14 protein-coding genes and 1 riboswitch are annotated in these 12454 nt (G+C 38.7%); of the genes, 8 read left to right on the top strand and 6 right to left on the bottom strand.

The genetic code is table 11. The annotated features are described in order from the left end of the window. Positions 1-92 precede the first annotated feature (92 nt). The 3 genes from infC (at position 93) to rplT (ending at position 1451) form a co-directional block, all read left to right on the top strand. Positions 93-635 carry a translation initiation factor IF-3 gene (infC, locus tag O3746_RS02070; RefSeq protein ID WP_080351268.1) on the top strand — a complete coding sequence of 181 codons (543 nt, stop codon included), beginning with the start codon at positions 93-95 and terminating at the stop codon, positions 633-635. A gap of 198 nt (positions 636-833) precedes the next feature. Then, a complete protein-coding gene (gene rpmI / locus O3746_RS02065) occupies positions 834-1031 on the top strand; it encodes a 50S ribosomal protein L35 (RefSeq protein ID WP_005596065.1) in 198 nt (65 codons plus the stop codon). A gap of 66 nt (positions 1032-1097) precedes the next feature. Beyond that, complete coding sequence (gene rplT, locus O3746_RS02060) at positions 1098-1451, top strand: 50S ribosomal protein L20 (protein WP_005596075.1); 354 nt, start codon at positions 1098-1100, stop codon at positions 1449-1451. Positions 1452-1693: 242 nt separating this feature from the next. On the opposite strand, the gene dxs is transcribed toward rplT, so the two are convergent. The 3 genes from dxs to xseB form a co-directional block, all read right to left on the bottom strand. Beyond that, positions 1694-3547, bottom strand: a complete 1854-nt coding sequence (dxs, locus tag O3746_RS02055; RefSeq protein WP_288533721.1) for a 1-deoxy-D-xylulose-5-phosphate synthase — start codon at positions 3545-3547, stop codon at positions 1694-1696. Positions 3548-3616: 69 nt separating this feature from the next. Then, positions 3617-4510 carry a (2E,6E)-farnesyl diphosphate synthase gene (gene ispA / locus O3746_RS02050; RefSeq protein ID WP_371447684.1) on the bottom strand — a complete coding sequence of 298 codons (894 nt, stop codon included), beginning with the start codon at positions 4508-4510 and terminating at the stop codon, positions 3617-3619. 3 nt (positions 4511-4513) lie between these two features. Continuing rightward, positions 4514-4756 carry an exodeoxyribonuclease VII small subunit gene (gene xseB / locus O3746_RS02045; RefSeq protein ID WP_126471313.1) on the bottom strand — a complete coding sequence of 81 codons (243 nt, stop codon included), beginning with the start codon at positions 4754-4756 and terminating at the stop codon, positions 4514-4516. 167 nt (positions 4757-4923) lie between these two features. Between xseB and thiI the strand changes: the two genes are divergently transcribed. Then, positions 4924-6375 carry a tRNA uracil 4-sulfurtransferase ThiI gene (thiI, locus tag O3746_RS02040; RefSeq protein ID WP_371447683.1) on the top strand — a complete coding sequence of 484 codons (1452 nt, stop codon included), beginning with the start codon at positions 4924-4926 and terminating at the stop codon, positions 6373-6375. 34 nt (positions 6376-6409) lie between these two features. Here the strand turns inward: thiI and yvcK are convergent, their stop codons facing one another. Continuing rightward, positions 6410-7354 carry a uridine diphosphate-N-acetylglucosamine-binding protein YvcK gene (gene yvcK, locus O3746_RS02035; RefSeq protein ID WP_371447682.1) on the bottom strand — a complete coding sequence of 315 codons (945 nt, stop codon included), beginning with the start codon at positions 7352-7354 and terminating at the stop codon, positions 6410-6412. A 157-nt stretch (positions 7355-7511) separates the two neighbouring features. After that, positions 7512-7653, top strand: a riboswitch (molybdenum cofactor riboswitch). Between yvcK and moaA the strand changes: the two genes are divergently transcribed. From moaA to moaE, 4 genes are all read left to right on the top strand, one after another. After that, complete coding sequence (gene moaA, locus O3746_RS02030) at positions 7642-8655, top strand: GTP 3',8-cyclase MoaA (RefSeq protein WP_193451921.1); 1014 nt, start codon at positions 7642-7644, stop codon at positions 8653-8655. It overlaps the preceding riboswitch by 12 nt. Before the next feature lie 88 nt (positions 8656-8743). Next, complete coding sequence (moaC, locus tag O3746_RS02025; RefSeq protein WP_371447745.1) at positions 8744-9226, top strand: cyclic pyranopterin monophosphate synthase MoaC; 483 nt, start codon at positions 8744-8746, stop codon at positions 9224-9226. 1 nt (position 9227) lies between these two features. Beyond that, the gene (gene moaD, locus O3746_RS02020; RefSeq protein ID WP_009499890.1) at positions 9228-9473 is read left to right on the top strand and encodes a molybdopterin synthase sulfur carrier subunit; all 246 of its coding nucleotides are present in this window, start codon (positions 9228-9230) and stop codon (positions 9471-9473) included. Then, on the top strand, positions 9474-9926 hold the full coding sequence (moaE, locus tag O3746_RS02015; protein ID WP_371447681.1) for a molybdopterin synthase catalytic subunit MoaE: 453 nt from the start codon (positions 9474-9476) through the stop codon (positions 9924-9926). Positions 9927-9971: 45 nt separating this feature from the next. Here the strand turns inward: moaE and O3746_RS02010 are convergent, their stop codons facing one another. Continuing rightward, positions 9972-11162: an amino acid aminotransferase gene (locus O3746_RS02010; RefSeq protein WP_049368743.1), complete on the bottom strand. Its 1191-nt coding sequence runs from the start codon at positions 11160-11162 to the stop codon at positions 9972-9974. A 139-nt stretch (positions 11163-11301) separates the two neighbouring features. Then, positions 11302-12390 carry a 5-(carboxyamino)imidazole ribonucleotide synthase gene (gene purK / locus O3746_RS02005; RefSeq protein ID WP_371447680.1) on the bottom strand — a complete coding sequence of 363 codons (1089 nt, stop codon included), beginning with the start codon at positions 12388-12390 and terminating at the stop codon, positions 11302-11304. Positions 12391-12454 lie beyond the last annotated feature (64 nt).

Below are 12454 nucleotides of genomic sequence, written 5' to 3'. Positions count from 1 at the left end.
CGTTTTTTGCTTGTTTTTATAGCAAATGATTGAAGAAATCTTCTGTTTGAATGCAGTGGGTTTTATCTTAAATAAATAGAAGGAATAACATTATTAAAACCGTAAAAAAAGCTCCGGCAGCTAACCGCCCGAATCGCATTAACGATGAAATTCGAGTAAAAGAAGTTCGTTTGATTGACCAAGATGGTGAACAAGCGGGGATTGTATCAATTCAACAGGCCTTAGATATGGCAGAACAAGCAGCACTTGATTTAGTTGAGATCAGTCCGAATGCCGAACCACCGGTTTGTCGTATTATGAACTACGGCAAGTTCCTCTATGAAAAGAGTAAAACTGCAAAAGAGCAGAAGAAAAAACAAAAAGTTGTACAAGTGAAGGAAATTAAATTCCGTCCAGGTACTGACGAAGGTGACTATCAAGTTAAATTACGTAGCTTAATCCGTTTCTTAGAAGATGGCGATAAAGCGAAAATTACTGTACGTTTCCGTGGTCGTGAAATGGCTCACCAAGATATCGGTTTAGACGTGTTAGAACGCGTTAAAAATGACTTAGCTGATATTTCTGTTGTGGAATCTGCACCGGGTAAATTAGAAGGTCGCCAAGCAGTAATGGTGTTAGCACCTAAGAAAAAATAATTTTTTATTTAGATCTAATCTAGATAATCGAATTTTCACTTCGGTGAGAATACAACTGCATATTGGGCAAACTACGCAGCCTAATTGCTTTTGGAGAAGGGCAATTCAATTTGCCATATTGGAATAATTAGTGCCTACAAGTAATCTTCGGATTCGCCTAATTATGTGTTTAACTTAAAATGCGGAGTTATTTTAACAATGCCTAAAATTAAAACAGTACGTGGTGCTGCTAAGCGTTTCAAAAAAACAGCTTCTGGCGGTTTCAAACGTAAACAATCTCACTTACGTCATATTTTGACTAAAAAGACAACTAAACGTAAACGTCATTTACGTCATAAATCAATGGTTGCGAAAGCAGACCAAGTTTTAGTAGTAGCTTGCTTACCATACGCATAAGCCGTTATTTAAGCAAAACGTACGATTAGTTAAATTAGTTAAAAATATTACATAGGAGATTAAATAATGGCTCGTGTAAAACGTGGTGTTATTGCAAGAGCACGCCATAAGAAAGTTCTTAAGGCTGCTAAAGGTTATTATGGTGCACGTTCACGCGTGTATCGCGTTGCTTTCCAAGCGGTGATCAAAGCTGGTCAATACGCATATCGTGACCGTCGTCAACGTAAACGTCAATTCCGTCAATTATGGATTGCACGTATCAACGCTGCGGCTCGTCAAAATGGTTTATCTTACAGCAAATTCATCAACGGCTTGAAAAAAGCGTCTGTTGAAATCGACCGTAAGATCCTTGCTGATATCGCTGTATTCGACAAAGTGGCGTTCGCTGCATTAGTTGAAAAAGCAAAATCTGCACTTTAATTTTTTAAAGTTTAGATTCAAAAATTAGGACGCTGAAAAGCGTCCTTTTTTATTACCTCCAAAAAAGAAAAAACCGCTACTCAAAACTTGAATAGCGGGGAGGTCTTAATTATAAGAAACTTCAAAAAGATAACTGCAATATGCAGTGCACTAGCAATGTATCAGACTGTGTGTTTTTGAAATAGTTCGATATTTTTGAAAAAATATTTAAAAATATCAAAATTAAACCAAAATGAACGAATTTAGCCCTTTATAAAGGCAATAATTTGCTCTTCAATCCCTTTTTCATCTAATTTAATTTCAGCAAGCGCTTCTTGTTGTGTACCTTGCGGAATAAAGATATCAGGTAAACCTAGTTGTAAAAGTGCGGTTGTTTTTCCATGAGAATTTAGCACTTCTGAAACAGCAGAACCTGCACCACCTTGAATTGCATTTTCTTCTAATGTCACAATGACATCATGGGTATTTGCCACTTCTAGAATACGAGCTTCATCAATTGGTTTCACAAAGCGCATATCGACAACAGTCGCATTGAGTTTTTCTGCCACAGATAAAGCAGCTGGTAAGAGTGTACCAAAATTCAGAATCGCGATTTTTTCACCTTGACGAACCATTTTTGAACGACCAATTTCTAATTCAGCAAGTGGAGTTAATTCTACGCCGATTGCATTTCCACGCGGATAACGTACCGCAGCAGGTTTACCACATTTATAACCGGTATAAAGCATTTGGCGGCATTCATTTTCATCACTTGGGGTCATAATGATCATATTCGGAATACAGCGCATAAAGCTTAAATCAAAAGCACCTTGGTGAGTTTGACCATCAGCACCTACGATACCAGCACGATCGATGGCAAAGAGAACAGGTAAGTTTTGAATGGCGACATCATGAATAAGCTGATCATAAGCACGTTGTAAGAAGGTAGAATAAATGGCTACAACAGGTTTATAACCACCAATTGCAAGGCCCGCCGCGAAAGTGACAGCATGTTGTTCAGCGATGGCAACATCAAAATATTGTTGCGGGAATCGTTCTGAAAATTCTACCATGCCAGAACCTTCACGCATTGCAGGTGTAATACCGACTAATTTATCGTCTTGTTCCGCCATTTCACATAACCAATCACCAAAGATTTTTGAATAGGTCGGTTTAGCATTTGATTTAGGAAGTTGGCCGCTTGTTGGGTCAAATTTTGGTACGCCATGGAAACCAATCGGGTCTTTTTCTGCAGGCTCGTAACCTTTTCCTTTTTTAGTTTTGATGTGTAAGAATTGCGGCCCTTTGAGATCGCGCATATTGCTTAAGGTGGCAATTAATTCATCAATATTATGCCCATCAATTGGTCCAATATAGTTAAAACCGAGCTCTTCAAAAAGCGTACTTTCTGGAGAGAACATCACACCTTTCATGTGCTCTTCAGTTTTCTTCATAAAGTTTTTAACAGTTGGCACTTTATCTAAAATTTTCTTACTGCCATCACGAACGGTTGAATATAATGAACCAGAGAAAATACGGGCGAGGTGATTATTTAATGCGCCGACATTTTCAGAAATAGACATTTCATTGTCATTTAAAATGACCAACATATCAGTATGCAAAGAACCCGCATGGTTTAAGGCTTCAAATGCCATCCCCGCAGTGATAGCACCGTCACCAATCACACAAACGGTTTTACGACCCGCATTTTCACGTTCTGCTGCAACAGCAATACCTAGTCCTGCACTGATTGAAGTGGAAGAGTGTCCAACACTTAATACATCAAACTCACTTTCTTCACGCCAAGGGAAAGGATGAATACCGCCTTTTTGGCGAATGGTGGACATTTGATCACGACGCCCCGTCAAAATTTTGTGTGGGTAAGCTTGATGGCCCACATCCCAAATTAATTGATCAAAAGGGGTTTTGAAAATGTAATGTAGTGCAACCGTCAATTCAACGGTACCAAGACCAGACGCTAAATGACCACTGGTTTGACTAACGGATTCCAACAGATAACTCCGTAACTCCTGACAAAGTTGCGGAAGCTGATCTTTATTTAAAAGACGCAAATCTTCCGGCGAATTAATTAAGGATAAAAGAGGATAGTTGTTCATATATTCGTTAGTCCTAAAATGTGAAAAAAGTGACCGCACTTTGAAAAATCAAAGTCAGTGTTGTCACCATTAACTTTTACGATTGACAATAAATTCAGCTAATGCACGCAATGCAGTAGCATCAAAAGGTAAATTGTCTAATTCATGTAAGGCGGTTTGATAGAGTTCTTGTGCTTTTTGTTTCGCGCCCTCTAATCCTAACAGCTTTGGATAAGTACTTTTATCTAAATCTAAATCAGATCCCACCGGTTTACCGATTTCCGCACTGTCGCCTTCAATATCTAAAATGTCATCTTGCACTTGGAAAGCTAAACCAATAGCTTGTGAATAACGTTCTAGTTGTTGCTCTAATTCTTTGTTTTCAAAGTGAGGCGAACAGATAAAACCCATTTTTAATGCGGCCGTTAGCAATGCACCAGTTTTATTACGATGAATAAGCTCTAATTCGTCTAAATTAACTTGTTTATGCTCAGAAATTAAATCTAAACTTTGTCCTAAACACATGCCTTGTACGCCAGATGCTTGAGCTAAGACTTTCACTAATTGCAACTTTTGTTCTGCAGAAAGAGAAGGGGCTTGCGTAAGAATTTCAAAGGCAAAAGCTTGTAATGCATCGCCGGCTAAAATGGCCGTGGCTTCATCAAAAGCGATATGACAAGTTGGTTGACCACGACGAAGTTCATCGTTGTCCATGGCAGGCAAATCATCATGGATTAAAGAATAAGCATGAATAGCTTCAATGGTTGCTGCCGCGTAATCTAAAGCTGTTGTTTCTGCACCCAGCATTTTACCCGTTGCATAGACAAGGAAAGGGCGAACGCGTTTGCCGCCTAGTAATAAGCCATATTTCATGGCATCACGCAAAGGGGCATTATAAGAGTCAATTTCTTCAAATTGATTGGCTAAAAACTGATTAATACGATCTTGAACTTGTTTGAGTTCAGTGCCGAATTGATAACTCATGGATTACTCGTCCCCTTGATAATCACTTAATGGGGCGGTTTCGCTTTTTTGTAACAAAATTTGAATACGTTGTTCTGCTTGTTGTAAGCGTTCTTGACCAAGTTGAGCCAATTTAATGCCGTTCTCAAATTCTTTCAGCGCATCTTCCAATGGTAATTCACCGCTTTCAAGTTTTGTCACAATTGTTTCTAATTGTGCAAGTGTTGTTTCAAAATCAGGTTCAGCATTTGCTTGTTTACGCGCCATTAAATTATCCTTTTCAGATGAATAAATTGCTCCGTATTGTACTTGATTTTTATAGGGATGTTAAAAACTTATTTCAAAGTGCGGTCAGTTTTTCGTGAGAATTTGAACTTTGTGGGATCTAGAATTTAGCGTACAATACGGCCATTTTTTATTATTCACAGATTATTATGAAATTTATCGTTAAACTTTTTCCTGAAATTATGATTAAAAGCGAAACCGTGCGTAAGCGTTTCGCGAAAATTTTGACCTCAAATATCCGTAATATTTTACAGAAATATGATGAAGAAACAGCGGTTGTTCGTCATTGGGATTACATCGAAGTGCGGTCAAAAAATGAAGCAAACCGTGAAGAATTAATTGCGCTTTTACAACGCATTCCGGGTCTTCATCATTTTTTAGAAGTGGAAGAAAAACCGTTTACTGATTTACATCATATCTTTGAATTGACATTAGCGGATGTAGCTTCTCAACTTGAAAACAAAACCTTTTGCGTGCGTGTAAAACGTAAAGGGAAACATGATTTTAGTTCCATTGAAGCAGAACGTTATATCGGTGGCGGTTTAAATCAGCATATTGAAAGTGCAAAAGTACGTTTAAAAAATCCTGATGTAACTGTTCGCATTGATATTGAAGATGACAAAATGATGCTGGTGAGAGCTCGTCATGTTGGCCTTGGTGGTTATCCAATTGGGACACAAGAAGATGTACTTTCATTGATTTCAGGGGGCTTTGACTCAGGCGTATCCAGTTATATGCTTATTCGCCGTGGTTCTCGTGTGCATTATTGTTTCTTCAATTTAGGTGGTGCAGCCCATGAAATTGGCGTGAAACAAATGGCTTACCATATTTGGAGTCGTTATAGTTCATCCCATAAAGTCCGTTTTATTGCCATTCCTTTTGAAGGCGTAGTGGGCGAGATTTTAGAGAAAGTCGATAACGGCCAAATGGGCGTCGTGTTAAAACGAATGATGGTTCGCGCTGCAAGTAAAGTTGCACAACGTTTTGATATTCAAGCCATTGTTACCGGCGAAGCACTCGGGCAAGTATCTAGCCAAACTTTAACCAATTTACGTTTAATTGATGAAGCATCTGATGCTTTAGTATTACGTCCACTTATTACCCATGATAAAGAACAGATTATCGCGATGGCGAAAGAGATCGGTACCGATGATATTGCTAAATCAATGCCGGAATTCTGTGGGGTGATTTCTAAAAATCCAACGATTAAAGCGGTACGTGAAAAAATTCTTGAAGAAGAAAATCACTTTGATTTTGGTGTGCTAGAAAGTGCGGTTGAAAATGCACAATATTTAGATATTCGTCAAATTGCAGAAGAAACTGAGAAAGAAGTGGTGGAAGTAGATACCATTTCAGTGCTTGGTGAAAATGATATTATTTTAGATATTCGTAGCCCTGAAGAGACAGATGAAAATCCATTTGAATCAGATGAGCATCAAGTGATGCAGTTGCCGTTTTATAAATTATCTTCACAATTCGGCTCATTAGATCAAAGTAAAAACTATGTGCTTTACTGTGAACGAGGCGTGATGAGTAAACTGCAAGCGCTTTATTTAAAAGAAAATGGTTTTACGAATGTGAGAGTTTTCGGGAAAAAATAAGCAAAAAATGACCGCACTTTAACGTGCGGTTTTTTTATTCGTAATCTAATTCACCCACTAATTCATCGATAGCTTGGGCAAGTAATGTTCGGTCATGACGATAGCTGATATCATCTGCATTCAAACGTTTAGCTAAGATTTTAACGGGAGAAATAGCAGACAAATCGACCGCACTTTGTTCGCGATAAGGGGTAATAGCACCATCAATAACGGGTTCGCCGGCAATTTCATTTATTTTCTGAATGCGATCAGCCAACGATAGATGAGAGGCAGCACCAATTTCTACTCCTAAATTATCAATAAAAATTACTTTCGCTTTGCTATTACGCAGGGCAGTAGCTAATTCAGGTAATAATAATGGTGGCATAATGCTCGTCATGAAACTTCCTGGACCAAGTAAAATGACTTCCGCTTGCTCTAATGCTTGGATGGCTTCTTGTGCGGCTTTAACCATCGGTACTAAGAAAAGTGATTGGGGTAATTCTGTTAAATTATCAATGCTCACTTCACCTACAATACTGGAGCCTGAACCTAAACTCGCGGCAAGATGAACCGGTTCTTCTGACATGGGAATAATGTGAGATTTTACCTTGAGTAATTCACGAATTAAGTTAATGGCTTCAATAGGGCGAATATGCATATCTTCTAAAGCTTTGAGCATTAAATTGCCTAAATTATGCCCAGAAAGTTCACCTTCACCGGTAAAGCGGTATTCAAATAATGCAGATGCAGTGCTTGGCTCAATGATGATTTGGTTTAAGCAATTACGTAGATCGCCCCATGCGATACCACCTTGTTCTTGGCGAATACGACCCGTTGAACCGCCATTATCTGTGGTGGTGACAATACCGGTTAAACGCTCTTTCATAAAACTAAGCGCCGATAATACACGCCCTAATCCATGACCACCACCAATGGCAACAATATGTTTGATTTCGTCTAAATGTTCATGACGGCTGTGACGAGATAAATCAGACATTTTTCTTCCTTTTTTACCTATAAATAATTATAAAAAATAATGTTATATATTTTTTTATATAAGTTAATGCTGTTATTTTTATCAATATAGTCGGGTTATTCTACCAAATTATTGCTATTAACCGCTTGCTTTTATTACAATACCAATACAATTTATTTTTAACGCATAACTCCGAGCTTGTTTAGCCTAAGTTTCATAAGAAATACGGTGGCAAGCCAATAACGCAGTACGTTATTCAGGGATACGCTGGAAACGGTTTATCCTCTCCATATTTAGAAAGGTGTAAAATGCAATCCATTCCTATCAAGAACGTAGGAGAGTCTCGCTTAGTCGATCCTTTCCAACGCCAATATTACTATCTACGACTGTCGATTACCGATCAGTGTAATTTTCGTTGTACCTATTGTTTACCTGATGGTTATCAACCCGAAGCTAACAAACCAAGTTTCTTAACCTTAAAAGAAATTACCCATCTTGCTCAAGCGTTTGCTGAAATGGGCACAGAGAAAATCCGTTTAACGGGTGGCGAACCGACTTTACGCAAAGATTTTATTTCTATTGCTGAAAGCATTGCTAATATTGATGGAATCCGTCAATTAGCTGTCACGACAAATGGCTATCGCATGGCAAAAGATGTGGCTGATTGGAAGAAAGCAGGGATTACGTCTATTAATGTCAGTGTTGATAGCTTAGATCCTAAAATGTTCCATCAAATTACAGGTATCAATAAATTTGATGACGTAATGTGTGGTATCGATCGTGCATTTGAAGTGGGCTACAACAAAGTTAAAGTCAATTCAGTTTTAATGAAAAATTTGAATGACAAAGAGTTTGAGCAATTCCTCGTTTGGGTGAAAGATCGCCCAATTCAAATGCGCTTTATCGAGCTCATGCAAACGGGCGAAATGGATAGTTTCTTTGATAAATTCCATCTTTCAGGACAAGTATTAGCGGATAAATTGCTGCAAAACGGTTGGCAATTACAACACAAATCCCATACTGATGGTCCTGCAAAAGTATTCACGCATCCTGATTATGCTGGCGAAATTGGCTTAATTATGCCTTATGAGAAGAATTTCTGCGTAAGCTGTAATCGTCTCAGAGTATCAGCGAAGGGCAAACTTCATCTCTGTTTATTCGGCGAAGAAGGCATTGAATTACGTGATTTATTGCAATCCCATGAACAGCAAGATATTTTGCAAGCACGTATTTTTTCTGCACTGCAAGGCAAACGTGAACATCATTATTTGCATATCGGTGATAGTGGCGTAAGAAATCATTTAGCTTCTATCGGTGGCTAAAAGAAAATAGGTGAATTTTACTGTTCACTTATTTTGCTTTCGTCACACATGTAAAACATTCAATATTTTAACCGCACTTTATTTTATTATGACTACATTTACGCATATCAATTCTCAAGGCGAAGCCAATATGGTGGATGTTTCTGCAAAAGCAGAGACTGTTCGTGAAGCTCGTGCTGAAGCCATCGTTACTATGTCAAAAGAAACCCTTGCTATGATCGTGGAAGGCAAACATCACAAAGGTGATGTATTTGCTACAGCGCGTATTGCAGGTATTCAAGCAGCAAAACGTACTTGGGAACTTATCCCGCTTTGCCACCCCTTATTACTTTCTAAAGTAGAAGTAAATTTAGAACCGTTACTTGAAACCAATCAAGTTCGTATTCAATCTCTGTGCAAATTAACCGGAAAAACCGGCGTAGAAATGGAAGCATTAACCGCTGCAAGTGTTGCCGCATTAACCATTTATGACATGTGTAAAGCCGTACAAAAAGACATGATGATTGAGCATGTTCGTCTGTTAGAAAAGAGCGGTGGAAAATCCGGTCATTTTATTGCGGAGGAAAAATAAGATGTTAAATGTTTTATTTTTTGCTCAAACTCGTGAATTAATTGGTGTAGATTCTATTCAGCTTGAAGGCGATTTTGCAACAGCGGAAGCGGTGCGTGAACATCTCGCTCAAAAAGGTGATAGATGGGCGTTAGCATTAGAAAAAGGGAAGCTTTTAGTCGCTATCAATCAAACCTTGATGCCACTAGAAAGTGCGGTCAAAAATGGGGATGAAATTGCATTTTTCCCACCTGTAACGGGGGGCTAAATGATGGATATTCAAATTTCAGTACAAGAACAGCCTTTCGATCAAAATGCCGTTTACCAATGGCTTTCTGAGCAACATTCAGTTGGCGCAACGGTTATTTTCGTGGGTAAAGTTCGCGATCTTAATTTAGGCGATGAGGTATCCAGCTTATACTTAGAACATTATCCCGCAATGACAGAAAAAGCCTTACGTGAAATTGTAGAACAGGCGAAAGCACGTTGGGATATTCAGCGAGTCTCTGTGATTCATCGTGTGGGACTTTTACATACTGGCGATGAAATTGTTTTAGTTGGAATTAGTTCTGCTCACCGAGGTGATGCCTATCATGCCAACGAATTTATTATGGACTTCTTAAAATCCAAAGCACCGTTCTGGAAAAAAGAACAAACCAATCAAGGCGAACGTTGGATTGAAGCAAGAGAGAGCGATAAAGAAGCGTTAGAGAAGTGGTAATAAAAAAGTGCGGTCAAATTTAACCGCACTTTTTGTTTTTATTGATTAAAGCACTTTCACAATACTTTCACACAAATAACGAATATTGTCTTCAGTGATACCGGCCACATTGATACGACCAGAACGAACAGCATAAATCGCAAATTCTTCTTTTAATCGATCAACTTGTTCAGGCGATAAACCGCTGAAAGAGAACATACCGTTTTGTTCCATGATAAAGCTGAAATCTTGTTCTGCACCGTATTCTTTTAATAACTGAACGAATAAATGACGCATTTTTTTGATTCGTTCACGCATTTCAGTCAATTCATTTTCCCATTCTTGACGAAGTTGTGGATCATTTAACACCGTTGCTACAGTCGCACCACCGTGAGATGCTGGGTTAGAGTAGAGGGTACGAATAATTGATTTCACCTGTGTTAAAGCGGTGGAAGCGATTTCTGCATTTTCAGCCACAAGGGTAAAGGCACCTACGCGCTCATTGTATAAACCAAAGTTTTTAGAGAATGAACTTGCCACTAATAATTCTTTATGATTTGCTGCAAATGCACGTAAACCGTAAGCATCCTGGTCTAAGCCATTAGCTAAACCTTGATAAGCAAAGTCAAAGAGTGGCAACCAGCCATTTTTCGCTGAAAGTGCGGCTAATTCTTGCCATTGCTCAGGAGTTGGGTCAATACCAGTTGGATTGTGGCAGCAACCGTGTAAAAGCACCACATCACCTTCGCTTGCTTGGCTTAAATCTTCAAGTAAATGTTCCCAGTCAAGGGCTTTGCGCTCAGCATCATAATAACGATATTCGCGAATTGTCATGCCCACCGCATTGAAAATTGCATTGTGGTTTGGCCACGTTGGTGTACTAATCCACACATTTTGTGCTTTGGTTTGGCGTTTGATGAATTCAGCAGCAATGCGTAATGCACCTGTGCCCCCTAAACTTTGCGCAGTTCTTGCACGGTTTGCTTTAATGACTTCAGAATCTTTACCGAAAAGGAGTTCTTTTGTGCGTTCGTTATAATCGGCAATACCATCGATAGTCAGATAGTTTTTCGTTTTTTCGTTATCAAATAAGCGTTTTTCGGCTTCTTTTACCGCGCGCATAATCGGCGTTGTACCTTGTGCATCTTTATAAACGCCAATACCTAAATTGATTTTATTTTCACGTGTTTCAGATTTGAATGCTTCGCCTAAGCCTAAGATAGGATCGGCCGGAGCCGCTTTGATATGTTCAAACATAGCTTTTCCTTATGTATGTGTTGTGAGATAAGTAATTTTATACTTCAGCCGATAGATTTTATCAAGAAGAACCTGATAAAAATTAACCGCACTTTGATGTTTTTAGATATTCATCAAAAAGTGCGGTTGTTTTTTTCGATTATTTTAATTTCTCAATCGCCCAATTTAAACCAGATTGATAGTCTTCAGGGAGTTCGTGACGAAGTTTTTCAAGCTGTTGAATAATGATCGTTTTGTCTGGATGCGTAATATTGATATGACCTAATTTTCTACCTGGACGAACTTCCTTACCATACCAATGTAACTGAGAGAAAGGCGTGTTCAACCATTGTGAATTATGTTCTGTACCAATCAAGTTGACCATGACACTTGGGGCAATAGGTTGTAATGACGGTGTAGGTAAATCTAACAAGGCTCGTAGATGCAATTCAAATTGACTGATAGCACAACCAAGTTGCGTCCAATGTCCGCTATTATGCACACGAGGGGCAAGTTCATTAATTAATAATTTATCACCCACCACAAAGCATTCCATTGCCATTACACCCACATATTCAAGCTTATCCATGATTTTTCCAAGCATAGATTCAGCCTGAATTTGTTGGCTGTGTTGTTGAGGGAATGAAACATCTGTCACACTGTAACGTAAAATGCCATTTTGCTGTAGGTTATGCGTCACAGGATAGAAACGTTTTTCACCATTTTTAAATCTTGCGCCTACGATAGACACTTCATAATCAAAAGGAATAAATTTTTCTGCGATAATTTCACCGAATAAATCATCAGTAATATCACGTTGATTATTTTCAGTAATAATCCATTGACCACGGCCATCATAACCACCGGTACGACGTTTCACTACGACTTTTTTGCCCACGTTTTTAAATACTTCAGACCATTGCGTTTTATCTTTTAATAAACACCATGGCGAGGTAGGGAGATTGAGTTCATCTAGTAAAGATTTTTGGGTAAAGCGATCAGCCAATAAGCCAAAAACATTCTGATTAGCGAAATTCTTATGATGGCCTAATAACTCGGTTAAAGGTGTTTTTTCCCAACGTTCAATTTCTGCGGTGATGATGGCATCTTTAGGTAAATCAAATACGGGCGCATTGAACTCAAGCGGTTGAACGTGAATATCTAAAGGTGCGCCTGCGTAACGTAACATTCTGCCGAGTTGACCATTACCAAGCACATAGACAGTAGGATATAGGGTAGAGTTTTGCATAAAATTTCTCATCAAATCTAGCTAAAAAAACAACCGCACTTTAAAAAGTGCGGTCAAATTTAAA

The sequence above is a fragment of the Haemophilus sp. 27098_8_127 genome (assembly GCF_041433495.1).
Classification (GTDB): Bacteria; Pseudomonadota; Gammaproteobacteria; order Enterobacterales; family Pasteurellaceae; genus Haemophilus_D.
Note: the sequence above shows the minus strand (reverse complement) of the source record. Positions and strands in the feature narration are given on the sequence as shown.

What these genes read in the sequence shown, in the direction of transcription:
- rpmI (WP_005596065.1), top strand. Translation starts at nt 834, where the DNA reads ATGCCTAAAATTAAAACAGTACGTGGTGCTGCTAAGCGTTTCAAAAAA.
- rplT (WP_005596075.1), top strand. Translation starts at nt 1,098, where the DNA reads ATGGCTCGTGTAAAACGTGGTGTTATTGCAAGAGCACGCCATAAGAAA.
- dxs (WP_288533721.1), bottom strand. Translation starts at nt 3,547, where the DNA reads ATGAACAACTATCCTCTTTTATCCTTAATTAATTCGCCGGAAGATTTG.
- ispA (WP_371447684.1), bottom strand. Translation starts at nt 4,510, where the DNA reads ATGAGTTATCAATTCGGCACTGAACTCAAACAAGTTCAAGATCGTATT.
- xseB (WP_126471313.1), bottom strand. Translation starts at nt 4,756, where the DNA reads ATGGCGCGTAAACAAGCAAATGCTGAACCTGATTTTGAAACAACACTT.
- thiI (WP_371447683.1), top strand. Translation starts at nt 4,924, where the DNA reads ATGAAATTTATCGTTAAACTTTTTCCTGAAATTATGATTAAAAGCGAA.
- yvcK (WP_371447682.1), bottom strand. Translation starts at nt 7,354, where the DNA reads ATGTCTGATTTATCTCGTCACAGCCGTCATGAACATTTAGACGAAATC.
- moaA (WP_193451921.1), top strand. Translation starts at nt 7,642, where the DNA reads ATGCAATCCATTCCTATCAAGAACGTAGGAGAGTCTCGCTTAGTCGAT.
- moaC (WP_371447745.1), top strand. Translation starts at nt 8,744, where the DNA reads ATGACTACATTTACGCATATCAATTCTCAAGGCGAAGCCAATATGGTG.
- moaD (WP_009499890.1), top strand. Translation starts at nt 9,228, where the DNA reads ATGTTAAATGTTTTATTTTTTGCTCAAACTCGTGAATTAATTGGTGTA.
- moaE (WP_371447681.1), top strand. Translation starts at nt 9,474, where the DNA reads ATGATGGATATTCAAATTTCAGTACAAGAACAGCCTTTCGATCAAAAT.
- O3746_RS02010 (WP_049368743.1), bottom strand. Translation starts at nt 11,162, where the DNA reads ATGTTTGAACATATCAAAGCGGCTCCGGCCGATCCTATCTTAGGCTTA.
- purK (WP_371447680.1), bottom strand. Translation starts at nt 12,390, where the DNA reads ATGCAAAACTCTACCCTATATCCTACTGTCTATGTGCTTGGTAATGGT.